Annotated in this window: 17 protein-coding genes; 11 read left to right on the top strand and 6 right to left on the bottom strand. The window is 57.9% G+C overall.

Going from position 1 to position 19,201, the window contains the following annotated elements; translation table 11 throughout:
• The first annotated feature begins 25 nt into the window (after window positions 1–25).
• The 5 genes from ACYQ0G_RS05790 (at window position 26) to tatC (ending at window position 2,949) form a co-directional block, all read left to right on the top strand.
• Window positions 26–763 carry a segregation and condensation protein A gene (locus tag ACYQ0G_RS05790; protein WP_460100666.1) on the top strand — a complete coding sequence of 246 codons (738 nt, stop codon included), beginning with the start codon at window positions 26–28 and terminating at the stop codon, window positions 761–763.
• Window positions 760–1,356, top strand: a complete 597-nt coding sequence (gene scpB, locus ACYQ0G_RS05785; RefSeq protein WP_460100418.1) for an SMC-Scp complex subunit ScpB — start codon at window positions 760–762, stop codon at window positions 1,354–1,356. Before ACYQ0G_RS05790 ends, scpB begins: the two co-directional genes overlap by 4 nt.
• 71 nt (window positions 1,357–1,427) lie before the next feature.
• On the top strand, window positions 1,428–1,658 hold the full coding sequence (tatA, locus tag ACYQ0G_RS05780) for a twin-arginine translocase TatA/TatE family subunit (protein ID WP_460100417.1): 231 nt from the start codon (window positions 1,428–1,430) through the stop codon (window positions 1,656–1,658).
• 23 nt (window positions 1,659–1,681) lie between these two features.
• Window positions 1,682–2,134: a Sec-independent protein translocase protein TatB gene (tatB, locus tag ACYQ0G_RS05775; protein WP_460100414.1), complete on the top strand. Its 453-nt coding sequence runs from the start codon at window positions 1,682–1,684 to the stop codon at window positions 2,132–2,134.
• The gene (tatC, locus tag ACYQ0G_RS05770; protein ID WP_460100411.1) at window positions 2,134–2,949 is read left to right on the top strand and encodes a twin-arginine translocase subunit TatC; all 816 of its coding nucleotides are present in this window, start codon (window positions 2,134–2,136) and stop codon (window positions 2,947–2,949) included. The genes tatB and tatC overlap by 1 nt, the downstream gene beginning before the upstream one ends.
• On the opposite strand, the gene ACYQ0G_RS05765 is transcribed toward tatC, so the two are convergent.
• A complete protein-coding gene (locus ACYQ0G_RS05765) occupies window positions 2,934–4,583 on the bottom strand; it encodes an amidohydrolase (RefSeq protein ID WP_460100408.1) in 1,650 nt (549 codons plus the stop codon). The genes tatC and ACYQ0G_RS05765 overlap by 16 nt on opposite strands.
• A 111-nt stretch (window positions 4,584–4,694) precedes the next feature.
• On the opposite strand from ACYQ0G_RS05765, the gene ACYQ0G_RS05760 reads away from it, so the two are divergent.
• From ACYQ0G_RS05760 to ACYQ0G_RS05745, 4 genes are all read left to right on the top strand, one after another.
• The gene (locus ACYQ0G_RS05760; RefSeq protein ID WP_460100405.1) at window positions 4,695–5,948 is read left to right on the top strand and encodes a threonine ammonia-lyase; all 1,254 of its coding nucleotides are present in this window, start codon (window positions 4,695–4,697) and stop codon (window positions 5,946–5,948) included.
• Window positions 5,949–6,103: 155 nt separating this feature from the next.
• Window positions 6,104–6,946: an arginyltransferase gene (locus ACYQ0G_RS05755; RefSeq protein ID WP_460100402.1), complete on the top strand. Its 843-nt coding sequence runs from the start codon at window positions 6,104–6,106 to the stop codon at window positions 6,944–6,946.
• Window positions 6,947–6,974: 28 nt separating this feature from the next.
• Window positions 6,975–9,077, top strand: a complete 2,103-nt coding sequence (locus ACYQ0G_RS05750; protein ID WP_460100400.1) for an autotransporter assembly complex protein TamA — start codon at window positions 6,975–6,977, stop codon at window positions 9,075–9,077.
• A complete protein-coding gene (locus tag ACYQ0G_RS05745) occupies window positions 9,077–13,279 on the top strand; it encodes a translocation/assembly module TamB domain-containing protein (protein WP_460100398.1) in 4,203 nt (1,400 codons plus the stop codon). Before ACYQ0G_RS05750 ends, ACYQ0G_RS05745 begins: the two co-directional genes overlap by 1 nt.
• 9 nt (window positions 13,280–13,288) lie before the next feature.
• Here the strand turns inward: ACYQ0G_RS05745 and ACYQ0G_RS05740 are convergent, their stop codons facing one another.
• The 3 genes from ACYQ0G_RS05740 to ACYQ0G_RS05730 form a co-directional block, all read right to left on the bottom strand.
• On the bottom strand, window positions 13,289–13,870 hold the full coding sequence (locus tag ACYQ0G_RS05740) for a fasciclin domain-containing protein (protein WP_460100395.1): 582 nt from the start codon (window positions 13,868–13,870) through the stop codon (window positions 13,289–13,291).
• Between the two features lie 14 nt (window positions 13,871–13,884).
• On the bottom strand, window positions 13,885–14,940 hold the full coding sequence (locus ACYQ0G_RS05735) for a hypothetical protein (RefSeq protein WP_460100392.1): 1,056 nt from the start codon (window positions 14,938–14,940) through the stop codon (window positions 13,885–13,887).
• Window positions 14,941–15,024: 84 nt separating this feature from the next.
• Entirely contained in the window at window positions 15,025–15,624 is a 600-nt protein-coding gene (locus ACYQ0G_RS05730; RefSeq protein ID WP_460100390.1) for a lysozyme, read from the bottom strand.
• A 145-nt stretch (window positions 15,625–15,769) separates the two neighbouring features.
• Between ACYQ0G_RS05730 and ACYQ0G_RS05725 the strand changes: the two genes are divergently transcribed.
• Both ACYQ0G_RS05725 and ACYQ0G_RS05720 read left to right on the top strand, forming a co-directional pair.
• A complete protein-coding gene (locus ACYQ0G_RS05725) occupies window positions 15,770–15,976 on the top strand; it encodes a helix-turn-helix transcriptional regulator (RefSeq protein ID WP_460100387.1) in 207 nt (68 codons plus the stop codon).
• The gene (locus ACYQ0G_RS05720) at window positions 15,973–16,620 is read left to right on the top strand and encodes a hypothetical protein (protein ID WP_460100386.1); all 648 of its coding nucleotides are present in this window, start codon (window positions 15,973–15,975) and stop codon (window positions 16,618–16,620) included. Before ACYQ0G_RS05725 ends, ACYQ0G_RS05720 begins: the two co-directional genes overlap by 4 nt.
• A 58-nt stretch (window positions 16,621–16,678) precedes the next feature.
• Here ACYQ0G_RS05720 and ACYQ0G_RS05715 read toward each other — a convergent pair whose 3' ends face one another.
• Together ACYQ0G_RS05715 and glnA are read right to left on the bottom strand one after the other, a co-directional pair.
• Window positions 16,679–17,611, bottom strand: coding sequence for a PilZ domain-containing protein (locus tag ACYQ0G_RS05715; protein ID WP_460100384.1), 933 nt, complete (start codon window positions 17,609–17,611; stop codon window positions 16,679–16,681).
• Between the two features lie 142 nt (window positions 17,612–17,753).
• Window positions 17,754–19,163: a type I glutamate--ammonia ligase gene (gene glnA / locus ACYQ0G_RS05710; RefSeq protein ID WP_460100381.1), complete on the bottom strand. Its 1,410-nt coding sequence runs from the start codon at window positions 19,161–19,163 to the stop codon at window positions 17,754–17,756.
• Window positions 19,164–19,201 lie beyond the last annotated feature (38 nt).

Here is a 19,201-nt window from a genome sequence, read left to right as displayed (position 1 = left end):
TGACCGCGAACAGGAAGGCCATTCCATGGAAGACGGGAGCGATACTGACGCTCTTTATCTGGAACTCGGGGGCTGGGAAGGTCCGCTCGATCTGTTGCTCGACCTCGCAAGGCGCCAGCAAGTGGACCTGCGAGAGATATCCATTCTGTCTCTGGTCGAGCAATATCTCGAATACATCGATCAGGCGGAGGCGCTCAAGCTGGAGGTTGCGGCCGACTATCTCGTGATGGCAGCGTGGCTTGCGTATCTCAAGTCAGCTATGCTCCTGCCGAAGGAGGAGCAGGAAGATCCAAGCCCTGAAGAACTGGCGCTGAAGCTCCAGTTGCGATTGCAACGACTGGATGCAATGCGAGAGGCTGCAGCACGGCTGATGGGCGGCGACCGGATCGGGCGGGACGTGTTTCTTCGTGGGAGCCCGGAAGGCTTGGACATTGTCCGCAAGACCTGCTGGGACAGTGATCAGTTCGCGCTGATCGAGGCTTATGGTCGGGTGAAAGCACGCACCGCTCCTGCGGTCCATATGGTTCGGGAACGGCCTGTGATGACGCTCGAATCAGCGCTTGATCGGGTCTCAAATATGCTCGGGGTCACTCTGGAATGGATGGAGTTGCGCGAATTCCTTCCCCCACACGCGGAGCCGCGATTACGAAAGTCGGCACTAGCTTCGAGTTTTGTGGCGGCTCTCGAATTGGCTAGGCTTGGCAGGGCGGAAATCGACCAAGACGAGACTTTTGGGCCGATGCGGCTACGGCGGGCAAGGTGAACCAGTTGGAACGCGCAATAGAAGCAGCTCTTTTCGCGGCTGAAGAACCGATGAGCGTGGAGGCCTTGGCGGGGTTCCTTGGCGACGTCGATAAAGGTCGTGTGCGCGAAAGTTTGAAAGCTCTTGCTGCCTTTTATGAGAGCCGGGGGATACGCCTCGTCCAGCGAGGGATGCGCTGGCATTTCGAAACAGCATCAGATCTGGCCCATCTGCTTCGTAAGGAGCGCGAGCAAGTGCGCAGACTCTCTCGAGCTGCGACCGAAGTTCTTGCAATCATCGCCTATCACGAGCCCGCAAGTCGTGCCGAAATCGAATCGATACGAGGCGTGCAGACGAGCGGCGGCACACTTGATGTCTTGATGGAGGCCGGCTGGGTCAAGATCGCTGGCAGGCGGGAGGTCCCCGGTCGACCGACAATTTATGCGACAACTCCGGATTTCCTCGATCATTTCGGCCTGACTAGCCGTAAGGACCTGCCGGGGATTGCGGAATTGCGTGCGACAGGTCTTCTGGATCCGGTCGAGGATGCTTACGAGGAGTTGATGGGCGAGGGCTCCGAACCTGATGCAGAGGCCGAGGAATCCTCTCTTTAAGCCTGACTGGCATTCGCCACAAAGGGCGCCTATACTTGTGATCAAACGCATCCGCTTGGAAGGTATTCACAATGTCGCTCGGCCCTTGGCAACTCGTCATCATCGCCATTCTGATCCTCGTTCTATTCGGACGCGGGCGAATTTCGGAAATGATGGGTGATTTCGGCAAAGGCATCAAAAGCTTCAAGCAAGGAATGAATGAAGAAGAGACGAAGCCGGCCAAGCAAATCGCGCATGATGCGAAGCCAGCAGATGATGGGCTGACCGAAGATCAGGTCAAAAAACCGTCAGAGACCAAGTGATATCGCTGAAGAGCCGTTAGGCCATGTTTGACGTCGGCGCGGCCGAATTACTGGTTATCGTGGTGGTCGCAATCCTAGTGATTGGACCCAAGGATATGCCCGCTGCCATGCGCACTGCTGGCCGCTGGATCGGTAAGCTGCGCCGCATTTCCTCTCATTTTCGCTCTGGCATCGACGAAATGGTTCGTCAGGCCGAGATCGAGGACATGGAAGAAAAGTGGTCTCAGCGTAATAAGGAAATTATGGCCAAGTATCCTACCGGTAGCGAACCGGAGGGTGGAGCTCCCGACAACATACTGCCTTCTGGTGAGGGCATGGAGCCGCTGGCCCCTGAACGCGCCGAGCGGAGTGGATCGAACGTCAGCGCTGAAGCACTGGTAAACAAGGTTGATCGACCCGCTTCACCTCGCACCGAAGAGGGGCAATCGAGTGAAGAGCCGGGCCTGCCGTTCGACGAGACCAATAAGGATAGCTGATGGCTTTCCAGCTTAGGGACATAGATGATACGCAGGCGCCCCTGCTGGATCACCTGATCGAGTTGCGATCGCGGCTTGTACGCTGCGTCGCGGCGCTCGTTGTTGCTTTCGGGGTTTGTCTGTATTTTGCAGACGATATTCTCGGCTTTCTGATCCAACCACTCAAGGAGGCCTTTCCGGAGGGGGAGGGCCAGTTGATTTTCACCAAGCTTTACGAAGTCTTTTTCGTGGAATTGAAGGTCGCCTTGTTTGCCGGCTTCTGCCTTTCGTTTCCTTATATCGCCAATCAGCTTTGGGCGTTTGTCGCTCCGGGGCTGTACGCAAAGGAGAAAAAGGCTTTCCTCCCATTTTTGCTTGCAACGCCGTTCCTTTTTCTCGCCGGGGCGTCGCTCGCTTACTTTGTTGTTATGCCCACTGCCTTTACCTGGTTTCTCGGATTCGAAGGGACGGCCGGGGGCCTGGAAATCCAGGCTTTGCCCACGGCGAACGAGTACCTTGGTCTGGTGATGCAGTTTATCTTGGCCTTCGGGATGAGCTTCCTGCTGCCGGTCTTGCTGTTGCTCCTTCATCGCGCGGGAATTGTCACGCGTAGCCAATTGGCTGGCGCGCGGCGTTACGTGATCGTTTTTGTCGTAACACTTTCCGCAGTGATAACCCCGCCCGATCCAGGGTCGCAATTGCTCCTGGCCATCCCTTTGCTGCTGCTATTTGAAGGTTCTCTGCTGTTGATGCGCGTTTTCGACCGGCGCGATGCAAAGACCAAGATTGAGGCAGAGGTGCCAGCGGAGTCCGAAGGCGATCAGTCCGCGTCGTAGACCTTGCGACCGCCCACCCACGTTTCAAATACTCGGGTCTGTCGAATTTCTTCGGGCGTGGCCATGAGCGGATCGGTGTCTACCAGAACAAAGTCAGCGCGTTCACCGGGTATCAAACGGCCGAAGCGTCCCTCGGCAAATCCTGCGTAGGCCGCGTCTGCGGTAAAGGCAGCGAAGCTCTCCTCTCGGCTTACTCTCTCGTTCGGTTGCCAGCCACCGAAGGGTTCGCCAGCGGAATTGCTTCGCGTAATTGCGGCAGCGAAGCCAGCGAACGGATCGGCCGATTCCACTGGAGCATCAGAGCCGAAGGCCAGCTTTCCGCCCAATTCGAGAATGGTGTTCCAAGCGTAGGCCCCGCCAAGCCCATCCTGTCCGAGGCGTGCTTCAGCCATATACATATCGCTTGTCTGGTGGACAGGTTGCATGCTGGCGATGATCCCGTGGTTGGAGAATTTCGAAAGATCTGCTGGGTCGATGATTTGTGCATGCTCGATGCGCCAACGAAGATCCTGAGGGAAGCTTTCTGCGATTTCAGTTACGGCGTTAACCGCTTCAGCGTTAGCAGCGTCTCCAATAGCATGGATTGCCGGCTGGAAGCCGCCTTGTGCCGCGCGGACCAGGATATTGCGGAGCTGGGCAGGCGCCATCAGCGGAAGTCCGCGATTTCCGGCATCGTCGCTGTAAGGCTCCTTAAGCCACGCTCCGCGGCTGCCCAACGCTCCATCGAGATAGAGCTTCACGCCATTTAGCCGTAGCTTGTCATCATAAAGCCAGGGCGACGGGTTCGCGCCCGCGATGAGCAGAGCTTCATCGATACCAGCAGAGTAGCTCATTATCCGAAGCGTCAACGAACCGTTGTCGCCAGCACGGCGAAACGCCTGCCAGTCTTCGATACTCGTGCCCATGTCGGCAACAGCGGTGATACCTTGCCGGTGAAAGACTTTCTGGGCTTCTGCAAAAGCCAAGTCGCGCTCGTTCGGTCGCGGTGCGGGAATTGCCGAATTCATAAGTTGCTCTGCGGCGTCCACAAACACGCCGGACGGGGTCTTGCCGTCGGCAAGTCTTTCGATCCGGCCACCGCTCGGGGATTTGGTATCGGATGTGATGCCTGCTGCTTGCAAGGCAAGGCTGTTGGCCCAGCCGGCGTGCCCGTCCACACGTTGAAGATACACAGGTCGATCACTCACCGCGCTGTCCAGTTCGGCGGCCGTCGGGAAGCGGCCGAGACCCCATCTTTCCTGATTCCAACCCCGCCCGAGTATCCACGGCCGGGATTCGTTTTCGGCAGCAAAGGTCCGGATTTTCTGAAGCGCTTCTTCCAACGAGTTGGTGTCAGACAGATCGAGAGTCAGCGCCCCGAAGCCCACACCCATGACATGAACGTGCGCGTCGATCATGCCTGGGATCATGATCCTGCCTTCGCCGTCTTCCCGATATTCCGTACGCGGACGCTCTTGGCCGCGGCGAAGGACTTGCGAAACCCGGCCCTCATCATCAATGACAAGGGCCTCGAAGCGCGTGACCTTGCCACCCTCGTCAAGTGTGACGCCGTCCACATTATCTACCAGCACATCAGCTTGCAGAGGCATTGCAATAGCCGAAGCGAGAAGAGCGGTAGCGAGTTTTAATTTCATCAAGGCGATCCCAAGTCGGTAGGTCTGATATGCGCGATAAGGCATAGCTTGGCGCGCGCAAACCCTTTCGGCAATTGCGCCGTTGTCTGCGACCCACTAGGGGCAGCCGCCATGACACAGGCATCAACCCTGCGCGCCGATCAGGACGCGCGCGAGCTTCTTACCTTGGCCGATGTGCGAGAGGCAGCCCAGCGCATTGATGGCGCCGTGGTCAAGACCTCGATGATGCGTTCTATCACACTGTCCGATATTTCAGGCGCTGACATCTGGCTGAAATTCGAAAACCATCAGTTCACCGCCGCTTACAAGGAGCGCGGCGCGCTCAACGCCTTGGAGCAATTATCGGGAGAGCAAAGAGCAAAGGGCGTTATTGCGGCTTCGGCTGGAAATCATTCTCAGGGCCTGTCCTACCATGGAAGGCGGCTAGGTGTGCCCGTAACCATCGTCATGCCCTCGACTACTCCGAGCGTTAAGGTCATGCAGACGGAAAGCGTCGGCGGCAACGTGGTACTGTTCGGCGAAACTTTCGATGAAGCGTATGAACATGCGCGTGCACTGGAAGCAGAACGCGGTCTGACTTTCGTTCATCCTTTCGACGATCCCAAGGTTGCCGCTGGACAGGGCACAGTCGCCCTCGAGATGCTCGAGCAAAAGCTCGACTTCGACTATCTTGTCGTGCCGATCGGGGGAGGTGGACTGATGAGCGGAATGGCGACGGTCGCCAAGGCGCTCAACCCCGACATCCACATGATAGGGGTTCAGGCAAAGCTCTATCCCTCAATGTATTCTGCTGTGACGGGAGATGTTCTGCCTTGTGGTGGCGACACGCTGGCTGAAGGAATTGCGGTCAAGGAACCCGGCGCATTCACGCGGCAGATCATCTCAGAATTGGTCGACGAAGTGCTTCTCGTCGAAGAAGCGGATCTCGAGCATGCCGTGTCGCTGCTTCTCCAGATTGAGAAGACCGTGGTAGAGGGGGCCGGTGCTGCTGGCCTCGCGGCGGTGTTATCCAATCCCGAGAAATTCGCTGGCAAAACCGTCGGGCTCGTATTGTGCGGTGGGAACATTGATACACGCCTCCTTGCCAACGTGCTGGTGCGCGACCTTGCGCGTTCGGGGAGGCTTGCCCGCCTACGCATCACTCTTCAGGACCGTCCAGGTGCCCTGTTCAAGGTCATGCGTGAATTTAACGAGCACAATGTCAACATCATCGAAATTTATCATCAGCGCATCTTTACGACCTTACCTGCCAAAGGTTTGATCACCGAAATCGAATGCGAAGCGCGTGATGCTCCGCAGATCGATCGACTGGTGAAGGCACTTGAAGGCAAAGGCTATAATGTCGAGCTGGCTGAACTCGCCTGAAGCTCACTTCAAAATTCAAAGCATTTTTGGCCTCTAGGTGCGACTCGCGCCCAGTGGCCAATTTTCATGGTTAAGAGTCTTTTAACCTGGACCCGCGTCATGCATAACGGAGTTGTTCACGAATAGAGTTCGTAGCAACAAAAGGATCCGCAGCCGTGACGGCACCTATTCGATTCCCCCGGTTTTTCGTGACCAGCCCGGCGCCGTGTCCGTACCTGCCGGGCAGGAGCGAGCGAAAGGTCTTCACGGAACTGCGCGGCGAATCTGCAGATGAATTGAACGAGGCGCTAAGCCGGATCGGTTTTCGTCGCAGCCAGACCGTGGCATATCGTCCATCCTGCCTGGACTGCCAGGCGTGCGTTTCCGTTCGCGTGGTTGCCGATGAATTCAGGGCGTCTTCCAGCCAGAAACGCACTCTGAAATCCAACGACGATCTTGTCGTTTCCGAATGCCGGCCTTGGGCTACCGAAGAACAATACGCCTTATTAAGGAAATATCTCGCCGCACGACACCCCGGTGGAGGCATGGCGGAGATGGACGAATCAGATTTTGCCGATATGGTGGAACATACGCCCGTATCGAGCTATGTCGTTGAATATCGGGAGACGGGAGTAGGTGCCGAGCCGGGTCGTCTGGTCGGTGCATGTCTCACAGATGTGCAGGGTGATGGGCTGTCGATGATCTACAGCTTTTATGACCCTGAAATTGAGGATCGATCCGGGCTTGGGAACTACATTATTCTCGACCACATCAGGCGTGCTGCGGACAGCGGGCTGCCTTATGTATACCTCGGCTATTGGGTCGAAGGGTCGGACCGTATGCAATACAAGGTCCGGTATCGCCCGCTCGAGCGCCTCACTCGCCTCGGGTGGGAGCGCTTTCCCGATCTTGAGCAAAAGCGCCTCATTGAGGACTCCGTACGCTCTCATGGCCAGCGGAATGACGATCCCATGCCATCCAAGGATGGCGGCAGGCTCCGGTACAAGGTTCGCGATTGAGAAGTTTCGGAGCAGCCTGAAGCATTGTGTGGCTGCGGTTGCCTTGCTTGGTTTCTCGGTTGGTGCTCATGCGCAATCGTCGAACCCATCTCTCGAAGACCTGATTCCAGATACGGCTGTCGAAAATCCAGACAGTTGGGCTGAACAGGGTGCCGATCAAGCAATCGAATCTTCCGATTTGGACGCGCCGGACCCGGACACGCCCATTAGCCAGCCCCCAGGTTTCGATCTGCCCTGGCCGGAAGATATCGCGATCGAGGATTTCCAGCCACTCGAACCTGACGAAGACATCGAATTTGCCGACCTGGATTTGGGCCAGCCTAGTGTTTCGTTTGAGGAGGCAGAGACCGACCGTATCGGCGATAACTTGGTCTTGGGTTTCCCACAGACCGAGCCGCCTTTCTCCGGTCGTGGAGACTTCGTGGAACGCTTTGAAGCCCTGTCGACAATCGAAGAGCTTGAGGATTCAGAGGCCAATCTCGCACAGCTTGCTGCCCGCGCTCGCGAAGACGAAGAATTACTCGGTGATCTGCTTCGGGTGTACGGCTACTATGATGGACAGGTCATCCGTTCGATCGGTAACTTGCAAGCGGGTGAGGCAACGGCTTCCGAAACGCCAACAGTGCGCTTCGATATAATTCCTGGCGAGCGGTACAAGGTTGGTGCGGTCGATCTCGGCAATCTTGCAGCAGCGCCCGATGGGGCAGAGCTACGCGATTCTTTCGAAATTTATCCGGGCGATTTTTTGCAGAGCGATACGATCGTGCAGGAGCAATTCGATCTTGATCGTGCATTGGGTGAAACCGGATATCCTTTCGCTTCTATCGATGCGCCTGAATTGCTGATCGATCACGAGCGGGTCGAAGGCGATTTGACAATGAATGTCTCGCCGAACGGCAAATATGTCTTCGGGGAAGTGGTCAGTAGCGAGCCTGGCTTCCTGTCGGGTCGGCATCTCGCGAAGATTGCGCGGTTCGAGCCGGGCGACACCTATCAGCGCAGCCTTTCGCTTGACTTGCGTCGTGCAATCACAGCTACAGGTCTGGTCTCATCGGTTTCCGTCACGCCACGGGAAATTTCTCCGCCAACTGGCGAAGAACCTGGGGTCGTTGCGATGGACGTCGAACTTCAGCGGGCCAAGCTACGCACGATCGCTGGTGCGATTGGTTATGGATCGGAAGAAGGCGTCCGCGTTCAAGCGAGTTGGGAACATCGCAACCTGTTTCCTCCGGAAGGTTCCTTGCGCATTCGCGGTATAGCGGGGACTCAAGAGCAATTGGCCGGAGTAACATTCCGGAAGAACAACTTCGGTGGGCGCGATCGCGTCCTCACGCTGGATGCTTACGCCAACACGATCGACAGCCCAGCTTTCGACGCGCGCACGATTGCACTGACGGGTGTCTTCGAGCGGAAATCGACCTTGCTGTTCCAGAAAAACTTTAGTTGGTCGGCAGGGCTGGAACTGATTGCAACGCAAGAGCGCCCGCCAGTCGTTGATGGGGTGGTGGAACCACGCCAGACCTATTTCGTGGCTGCGCTTCCGGGCACGGTTCTCTTCGACGAGACTGATGACTTGCTCGACCCCACCCGCGGGTTCCGACTTGGCGGCAGATTGTCTCCCGAAGCATCGACCACCAATGGTGTCGAAAGCTTCTATGTGCGTAGTCAGATCGACGGCAGCTACTACCAGTCGCTTGGAGATCGAATAGTGCTCGCCGGAAGGGCAACTTTTGGTTCGATACCTGGCGCAGACCTGCTGGAAATCGCACCATCACGGCGCTTCTATGCTGGCGGTGGCGGTTCCGTGCGTGGTTATGGTTACCGCAAGATCGGGCCAGTCAATGACTTGGGCGAACCGACCGGCGGACGTAGCCTTGTGGAACTTGCGTTCGAAGCTCGAATTCGCACGGGATTCCTCGATGGCGCCGTTTCTGTTGTACCATTTGTCGATGCAGGCTCGGTCGGACCTGATCCAACCCCAGATTTCGAAGATATCAAGATAGGCGCGGGCCTTGGCTTGCGCTACCATACCGGCTTCGGGCCGATCCGCCTCGATGTCGGCGTCCCATTGACCCCCGACGAGGATGACGCTCCGGTCGCGGTTTACGTTTCGCTCGGGCAGGCATTCTGATGACAGACGTCGATATGGGAGAGCAGGCCGCTCCGCAGCGTGAACGCAGCAGGGCTGGAAAGATCGGCAAATGGGCGGTTATCCTTATCGCTGCTCCGATCCTGCTTGTTATCGCGGCGCTAATCGTTCTCAATACGCCTTTGGGCGAACGCTTTCTGGCCAGCCAGATAAGCAAGCGTACGTTTCCAAACGGTCTGGTTATTCGGGTCGGAAGGATCGAAGGTAATATTTACGGCGATGCCGTACTGCACGATGTCACCCTGTCCGATCCTCAGGGGGTTTTTCTCACGATCCCCCAAGCCGAGATCGACTGGAACCCCCGGGCCTGGTTAGACAACCGGCTCGACATTGATAGTTTATCCGCGCGCAGAGCCACGCTTGCTCGACTTCCTGAATTCCTTCCCAGCGAGGAAGAAGGGCCGATCTTGCCCGGCTTCGATATTTCCATCGACAAGCTTCAAGTCGAAAATCTCATGCTGGCACCCGGGCTCGCGGGAGATACGGCGCAAAGGGTCGACCTGAATGCTCAGGTGCAGGTGGAAGATCGCCGCTTGTTCGTCGATGGCGATGCGCGACTTGGCGAACGGGATACTCTGGCGCTGCTGGTCGATGCCGAACCTGATGGCGATAATTTCGACCTCTCCGCCGACATAGAAGCATTCGACGATGGCCCTCTAGTAGCCATGCTCGGCCTTCCGCAGGGCTATAGTGCAAAACTGCGAGGCGATGGAACTTGGTCTCGCTGGCAAGGTGGGCTGCTGGTTCGCTCGCCAGAGGAAAGGATTGCCGCACTTCGCGTGACGGCCAATGACGGCATTTTCGGGCTGATCGGTAAGGTAGACCCGAGTGATTTCGTGACAGGAACCGTGGCAAATGCGCTGGGCGAAGACGTTGCCATTCAATCGCGGTTAGCAATCGATGCCCGGAAATTCGATGGTCGCACACGATTGATTGGTCGAGGTCTGCGCTTTGACGGCGAAGGGCTGATCGACCTGGCTGAAAACAGAGTAACAGATTACCAAATCGATGTCGGATTGCGCGATCCGGCGTTGTTTGGTGAGAGCCTTCGCTTGGAAAATGCGCAAGCGACTGCCACTTTGAACGGCAGCTTCTCCGATCTCACGATCGTTCACGACCTGACAGTAGGGCGCCTGATTTCGGGAACGACAAGAATTGGCGGACTGCGACAGGAAGGGACCGCCCGTTACGATGGCAATAGCTGGACACTTCCGCTTTCTCTGAACGTCGAGCGCATTCAGACGGGCAATGACCTCGTGGATCCGCGTCTTGTGAACGGAAACGGGCGAGGCCAGCTTGTGCTTTCGGGAAATCAGCTTCTCGGCAACAACCTGAGAATTGCATTCAAAGGACTTGCTGCGAACTTGGCTTTGCGCGGGAACCTTGCTTCCGGCCGCTATCAAGTACGGGGCCCTGTGCGCGCAGATGGCTTGGCCTTGAACAACGTAGGGACCGCAGGCGGAACAGCGATGATCGATTTCGATCTCCTTCCTTCTGGATGGAAAATCGCAGCCGATCTCGATGCCCGTATCTCGCCGGTCACGAACGAGACCCTTGCCAACCTGGCAGGCCCAACAGTTCGGGTTCGCGGTGGCGTGGCTACCGGAAGCGGAGCCGCAATCGATTTCACGCGCTTGCGGGTGAATTCTCAAAAGTTACGTCTGGCAATGGATGGAAGGATCTCGGGATCGACGACCACCCTTGCTGGAAACGGAGAGCATGCCGATTACGGGCCCTTCACAGTTGAGGGTCGTATTGAGAACGGCGCTCCTACGGCGGAACTGGTCTTCGCGCGGCCGGTCACAGGCCTAGAAGACGTCCGACTGGCCATCGCGCCCACTGACGACGGGTTCTCCATCGATACCGAAGGCGGATCCGTACTAGGACCTTTTGCCGGATCACTGGGACTTTATTCGCCTCAAGGCGGACCGACCCGCATCGACATCGATAGCCTGACCGTTTCCGATACCAATGTGTCGGGTGATCTCACCCTGGTCGAGGGCGGAGCTCAGGGAGCATTGGTCCTTGCTGGCGGAGGGCTGGATGGGACGATCGCACTGACGCCGAGGAGGGGAGGCCAAGGCGTCGATCTCGATCTCTCTGCTCGCAATGCCCACTTCGGCGGAGCTACTCCTCTTTCCATCGGTCGCGCCGATATCGATGCCACCGGAGTAATCGGTGGGGGTAGTTATACATTCTCCGGTTCCGCAAATGCTCAGGGTCTCCAATATGGAACACTGTTCATCGGCAGAATGGCGGCGCAGGGCGAGGTGGTGGATGGAGTAGGGAAACTCGATGCGGCCATTTCCGGCCGTCGTGGCAACAGGTTCGCACTCGATTTGAACGCTCAGTTCCAGTCCGACAGGATTGCATTGGCAGCCGACGGTCAATTCGCAGGGCGCAAGATCACCATGCCCCGCCGCGCGGTCCTAACCGCCCTTGAGGGCGGGGGCTGGCAACTTGCGCCGACCCAGATCAATTTTGCCGATGGCGGGGCGATTGCGTCGGGTTCGTTCGGATCCGAACAAACCGACCTCGAAGTCAAACTTGCACGCATGCCGTTGTCGCTTGTCGATGTCGTTATGAACGACTTAGGGCTGGGCGGCACAATCTCAGGTGTCGTGGACATCCAATCCGTACGTGGTGGTCTGCCCACGGGGACGGCGCGCGTAAAGGTCAATCAACTGACCCGCTCCGGACTTGTGTTGTCGTCAAAACCTGTCGATCTTTCGCTGCTTGCCAGGCTGGAAGAAAACAGCCTCGAGGCTCGGGCAGTCCTGGCGAATGAGGATATTCAGCGCGGGCGCATCCAGGCTTATATAAACGGCCTTCCCCGGAGCGGCGATCTGACCCAGCGCTTGCGTGCTGGCCAACTCGATGCGCAGCTACGATATCAGGGTGCCGCTGAGAGCCTCTGGCGACTGGCCGCTATCGACGCTTTCGATCTTACAGGGCCCGCTTCCATCGCAGCCAATGCGACCGGCACACTCGCCAATCCCCGGGTACGAGGTACGGTGCGTAGCGAGGATCTACGCGTACGAAGTTCGCTTTCGGGCACCGATATCCGGGATGTGACCGTCCGCGGGACGTTCGCTGGTTCGCGCCTCAACCTTACGCGTTTCGCAGGATCGACCGAGAACGGTGGAACGGTAACGGGTAGCGGGATTGTCGACCTGGAAGGTCTTGGCGAGCGTGTGGAAGGACGCTTTACCGAAATTCGTGGTCCCACGCTGGACCTGCGCGCATCGGCCCGGAATGCTAGCTTGCTCAGGGCAAACGGGCTCTCTGCGACAGTGACCGGTCCGTTGCGCATTGTATCCAATGGCCTGGGTGGGACTATTGCTGGGCGCGTGCGTATCAATCGGGCTAGTTGGCGATTGGCGAGCGCAGCGGAGGATATGCGTCTTCCGGTCATCGCCACTCGCGAAATTAATGCACCTTCGGACCGTGCCCCGGTTGTCGCGCCGGGACGTCCCTGGCGTTACCTGATCAATGCCTCGGGCAACAGTCGTATCGATGTCGACGGTATGGGACTGGAAAGCGAATGGGGTGCAGATATCATCCTTCGCGGTACGACTGACGATCCCCGCATCGGCGGCAGCGCGCAGGTCGTGCGCGGGGATTACACCTTTGCTGGAACACGCTTCGAACTCACGCGAGGCGAGATCAACTTCGACGAGAATACGGAGATAGATCCCTCGCTCGATATCCGTGCTGAAACCGAACGTGACGGTGTCGATGTGGCGGTGACCGTATCCGGTACCGTATCGCAGACGGAAATCGCGTTTACTTCGGATCCGGCACTGCCGGAGGAAGAGATTCTCGCTCGTCTGCTGTTCGGCGGGTCAATTACAACGCTTTCGGCTACCGATGCGCTGCAACTCGGCGCAGCAGTAGCCAGCCTACGTGGCGGTGGTGGGCTCGATCCTATCAATCAGCTGAGAAGCGCAATCGGTCTGGACCGGCTGCGCATCGTTTCTGCCGATCCGGCTCTTGGCCGGCAAACAGGTGTTGCTCTGGGCAAGAATATCGGCCGCCGCTTCTACGTAGAGATCATCACCGACGGCCGGGGATATAGCGCTACCGAGGTCGAGTTCCGCATCACCAGCTGGCTTTCCTTGCTGGCAAGCGTGTCGACCATCGGCCGCGAAAGTGTCGTCGCGGAAGTCAGCCGCGACTACTAGTTCGGAAGGTCAGCCCTGCGACTGTTCGTTCGGCACCAGGACCCTGTCGATCGGAATGATCACGCCGTTGGTTGCTGCTGTCGCGCTGCTGGCGAAGCTCGCTGAAGATCCATTGCCGTTGGACACGGTGACATCGTCGCCGTTCTTCGAGAAGGTCACCTCGCCCCCGCCAAGCGTCGTCATGGTCACGTCCCCCCCCCTGTCATCGATCGCCTTGGCGATGTTTTCCGGAGTAAGGTGTCCGGGCAGGATGTGTTCGCGCAAAAGGCCGACGAGCACGGGGCGCTGCTCTTCCTGGAGAAGAACCTTGCCGCGTTCTCCCAGAGCTTCGAAAGCCTTGTCGTTGGGCGCCAGCAGAGTGTAGCTGCCGGGGCCGTCGAAAACCGAACCAAGCTCGGCCGAAGAGATCGCTCCGTTCAGCAAGGCCATATCAGGCAATTCGCCGAGCGAAGCGGCCATTGTCCGCGTTCCTTCTTCCTGCGTCGCCGCAGGATTGTCCGGTTCTTCGGTCTCGCTGCTGCAGGCTGGCAAGAGTGCAAAGCCGGAAATTGCTACAGCCAGCGTCATGGGTTTTGCGAATCTGGATTTCATGAAAGCTCTCTCGTTCAGACCAGAAGGTCTATTACTGCCGCTACGAGGCGTGTCTGCGGGTCGACCTGGAAGATACGGCCGTCAGAGTAGCGATACATGCGATCGGGGGTGTCGTAATACCGATCGCGATAGGAATAGGGCACGTTGTAGACATCATAGCCGCTAGGCATAGGCTGGCCGACACTGATATCATCACCTGTGATCAACGCTGCGATTGATGTGATTGCATCGTCCTGAGGGTTCACCCGATAAATGACATTGTCGGCATAGCGATACCGATCGGGTCCGCCGAGATCGTAGTAATCAACGTAATAATCGGGAACGTTGTAGCTCTGATATCCCGACGGCCAGATATTCCCGACGCCCAGCGCACCGCCCAGCAGGGGCAGCCAGCTGGCGATGCCACCATCGTTTCCGTAGCGTACGAGATAGCCATCATTGTAAGCGTAATCGCCCCGGCGGTCGTAATTGTTCAAGCCGAAGAGACTCGGACCGTAGTCGAAACCGAATACGTTGCGCTCATAGCGCTTTCTGACCTGGCCGGGAGGATTGCAGCCGTTGTTCTTCTTCGCGAGCCCGGGCGGGCAGCCATTGATCAAGCCGCGTTCGCGATCTTGGGATAGCCAGTTCCCGTCCCGTACCCGTTTCGTGTTCTCATAAACGACACGGGCATCGCGGCGGATGTCGCGGTTCCCCTGTTCCTGAACTCGGTCCCGAATTGCAGCGCTTACGCTCGCCGCATTACCATTCCCGTTACTGCGGTTGCCTTTGGGGGTGATGACGGCGCCGATTGCATTACCGTTCCCATTGCCACGGTTTGCCTGCGCAGGGCCGCGATCGACCATACGTTGATCGACGCCGGGGCCGTTACCATTCCCAGGATTCCTATGCGGGGCTTTTTGGGGTCCCCGGTCAGCCTGCATCGGGCCACCGTTACCTTTGTGCTGGGCGGCTGGCGGTTTTCCATTGTCGTTCGGGTTGTTACTGCCGTTTCCATTGCCCTTTCCTTGGGCTGCGGCGCTGGTGGCGGCGAGCGCGATGGCTGCCGCTCCTGCCATGAAAATACGCATTTCAGATACTCCTTTGGCGGTAGAAACGGCGCGTGACAGGAGTCGGTTCCGGTTCATTGCCGAGCAAGCTGGGCCCCCGGCCCCTTATTGCATTCGGTATAACTTCGCTTCTTCATGACGCCGGCGCACCAGTCCTTTGAGAACCTTCCCGCCTGCGTATCGCCATCTTGCGAATTCCTCTGCGGCTCGCTCGAACTGCCCTTGGATATGCAGTCGGGTCAATCTCGCCCGGCGAATGGCGCCGGTATTGTAATGGAAGCTTACGAGCGCATCGAACTGGTTCTGGCTGGTGGCAGCATCCCCGATCGCCGAGGAAACCTCGCTCGCGTAACGGGTGAGGTCGGTTTCGAACCGAAGGTCGCATTGCTCCCTCGACCAAATGGTGCCGGGACCGATCTCAGGGCCGGTGGTGCCCCAACCGATCGTCCAGGGATCGCCGCCGGTGCCCGGATCGGGATAGGCTTCGTAAAGCCCGTCAGGCCGCAAGCGCGCGCAGGATTCGAAGCGCTGGATAAGTTGGATTCCGACTGGGGAAATCCTACAGGATGGAGCACATGGAGCACGGTCCTGGGGTAAATCTTCTCCCGCTTGGTCCAGCGCTCCATCCAGAGCATCCACCTCGGTCTGGCGCAAGCCGCGCCCAAGGATGCGGCGGACGGTATCGAAAACAATCTTGCGGTTCATGGTTGGTCCCTTCTGTGTGGAAAGGCGAAAGGATTGGGCAGATTTTTCGCGAGTAGGAAAATGGAAAATGCCTTGAGCTGTAAAGAGCACTTGACTGTAAAGAGCTCTTGTCTGTAAAGATCTCTTTACAGCAAGCGGATGTATCGTGAAGAACCGGGTCAAACAGCAACGTGAGGCAAAGGGGTGGAGCCAGGGAGAGCTGGCTCGCAGGCTCGGCGTGTCACGCCAGACAATCAATGCTGTCGAGACCGACAAATACGATCCTTCGCTGCCCTTGGCATTGCGCATGGCGAAACTTTTCGCCGTCAGCGTACCAGACCTTTTTATCGACGAGTGGGAGCCGATCGCATGACAAGCGCCGAACATCGCAACGCAAAATTCAAGAAGCTATTGGTGCCGATCGGTGTGGGCGCATTTACCGGGTTCATAGCGGCCATGGCATTTTTGCGTTTGACCGATCGCGGGTCCGGGCTTTCCACCTCGGCAGAAATCGCCGGGCTGGTTGGGCTGATATACATCGTTGCCGGCCTTGCTGTCATGGGGGGCGCGCTTTTGCCCAAAGCGGGCGCTAAGCTGCTGAACGTGGAAGACGCGGATGAATTGCGCGAGTTGAAGGTTCAGTTGATTTACAGTTCGATTGGGATGGCTGCCTTCGGGCTGGCGCTTCTCATCATGGCACTGTCCGGACCTGGCGGCTGGATCGCTCCCACGATGGGAGCCACCCTGACAATCGCGTTGATTGCGCTGGGGATGGTGCTGTCGAAATTCATGAACCGGCACACTGATGAGTTGCAGCAAGCCCTCTCGCGCGATGCGATGGCCCTGTCCTTCGTTCTCGTCGGCCTCATCGGTGGTGGATGGGCAATTCTTGCGCATGCGCAGTTGTCGCCGGCACCTGCGCCGCTCGATTGGCTGACCCTGGTAGCGGCGACTTTGCTCGTTGCCGCCTTCTGGGAATCGGGCAAGCGGGGAATGCTTACTCGTGGGCCGAATTGAGAAGTGTTGTCATTTTCGAGCGTAGCCGCAAGGTGGCTTCGCCCAGGCTGAATGCTGTTTAGACTTCCGCGGCAGCAGGGCGAGTAGTAGCTGCAAGCATTTCGTGAAGCTCATCAAGGGAAACACTGCGATGGTCATGGTCGGAAATTTTCTGCCATTTCCCAACCCGCAGTGCGGCGATGTGAAGATGGTCCATGTCGTCCTGTACCTCGTGGCCGTGGAAGGAACCTGAAGCAGTCGCGTCGGCGGCAGATATTTCTGCGCAGGGTTCATCACGCAGTGCCGTTACATCGAAGTCCTTATTAAACCGGACGTACACTTCCTGACCGGCGCACCATCCTGCTTTGCCGGTTGGGCTGCCGATAGTTGCAAGCTGAATTGTGATCTTCGCGCCTTCAGTCAGGCCCAGCGGTTCTGACAGGGAGAGAATGGCTCCGCTCTCCGATATCGTTCGTAGCCTTGCGGTCGCCTTGCGGCCTTCGCACAAGAGCTTTGCGACCCATACCAATTGCGGTCCCGCGACCGTGCGCGACATCGCGGGGAAGGGGGGCCCGGACTGGTCCTTTTTGTGAGGGCAAACCGAATGCAGTAACAAGCTGCGCTTTTCCGGCTCTGCGACGATCTCGGTTCCGGCTGAAAATTCGAGGCCGAGCTTACTATCGCGGACCCAGCGAACACATGTCGTCATTGGCAGGGAGTCTTCGATCACAAGCGACAAGTTATCGCCGTGCTCTACGGGGATTTCTGCCGCGATCATGATCCCGTTCGAGGAAAGGTCCAGGAGCGCGACGTCGTAACTCTGCCCCCGATGGCTTGCTTGCGCGGGCTTGCTTCGCAGATTGGCGCGATCATCGTTGGCCCGCGATCCAGGCCGGCAAATCGCTACTGCGCCCAGTCCCTTAGCTGCGGGATCCTGCTTTCGTCTCTTCTTGAGAATGATGCGTTCGGCACGACCTTCATCGGCTCGTTCGCCCAGCTTGGTGTGCCACATGCTCACGCCTTGTTGCCCCGGAAAGTTTCCATCAACCAAGAGGGATAGGGAGCTGAACCTAAGAATTGGTATATTGTCGGTCTTCCAAAAGAAAAGGCGCCCGGGATTCCCCGGGCGCCTCTGTCTACGTATTTCTACCCGATCAGGCGGAGTAATACATGTCGAATTCCGCCGCACAGGGGGTGGTTTCGACACGCAGGACTTCGTCCCACTTGAGTTCGGTGTACGCTTCGATCTGATCCTTGGTGAAGACTTCGCCCTTCAGCAGGAATTCGTGATCGGCTTCGAGTGCTTCGAGCGCTTCACGCAGCGAACCACAGACGGTCGGAACGTCTGCGAGCTCTGCCGGCGGCAGATCGTAGAGGTTTTTGTCCATGGCTTCGCCGGGGTGAATCTTGTTCTGGATCCCGTCGAGACCCGCCATGAGCAGCGCTGCATAGGCGAGATAGGGGTTGGCCATCGCATCGGGGAAGCGGAATTCCACGCGCTTCGCCTTGTCGCCCGCACCGTAGGGGATGCGGCAGGATGCCGAACGGTTGCGCGCCGAATAGGCGAGCAGAACGGGTGCTTCGAAGCCCGGCACCAGACGCTTGTAGCTGTTGGTGGTGGGGTTGGTGAAAGCGTTAAGCGCCTTGGCGTGCTTGATGACGCCGCCGATGTAATAGAGGCAGTTCTCGCTCAGGCCGCCATACTGGTTGCCAGCGAAGGTCGGCTTGCCGCCATCCCAGATCGACATGTGCGTGTGCATGCCAGAACCGTTATCGTCCTTGATCGGCTTGGGCATGAAGGTCGCGGTCTTGCCGTAGATATGCGCGACCTGGTGCACGACATATTTGTAGATCTGCATGTTGTCGGCGGTTTCGACCAGCGTGCCGAAGGTAACGCCGAGTTCATGCTGCGCAGCGGCCACCTCGTGGTGATGCTTGTCGCAAGGCAGGCCCATTTCAATCATGGTCGAAACCATTTCGCCGCGGATGTCGACGGCGCTGTCGACCGGCGCGACGGGGAAGTAACCGCCCTTGGCGCGCGGACGGTGGGCAAGGTTGCCGCTTTCATATTCGCGGCCCGAATTGGTCGGCAGTTCGATATCGTCGAGGCGATAGCCCGAAGCGGCATAACCGTCTTCGAAGCGGACATCGTCGAACATGAAGAATTCGGCTTCGGGGCCGACGTAGATCGTGTCACCGATGCCGGTCGATTTGAGATAGGCCTCGGCGCGTTTCGCGGTCGTTCTCGGATCGCGGGCATACCATTCGCCGGTGGACGGTTCCACGATGTCGCAGAACACGATCATCATCGGTTCGGCACTGAACGGATCGACATAAACGCGTTCCAGGTCCGGCTTCAGGATCATGTCGCTTTCGTTGATGACCTTCCAGCCCGCGATCGACGAACCGTCGAACATCAGGCCGTCTTCGAGCTGATCTTCATCGAGCGTCGATGCGACCATGGTCAGGTGCTGCCACTTGCCCTTGGGGTCCGTGAAGCGGAGGTCGACCCATTCGATTTCTTCGTCCTTGATGCGTTTCAGGACGTCGTTTGCCTTTGACATGTATTGCCTCCGTTGGGGTAGTTCGAAATGCGCCCACC

Source organism: Qipengyuania triglochinis (assembly GCF_054655615.1).
The sequence above is the reverse complement of the archived record's forward strand: the minus strand, read 5'-3'. Positions and strand labels throughout refer to the sequence as shown.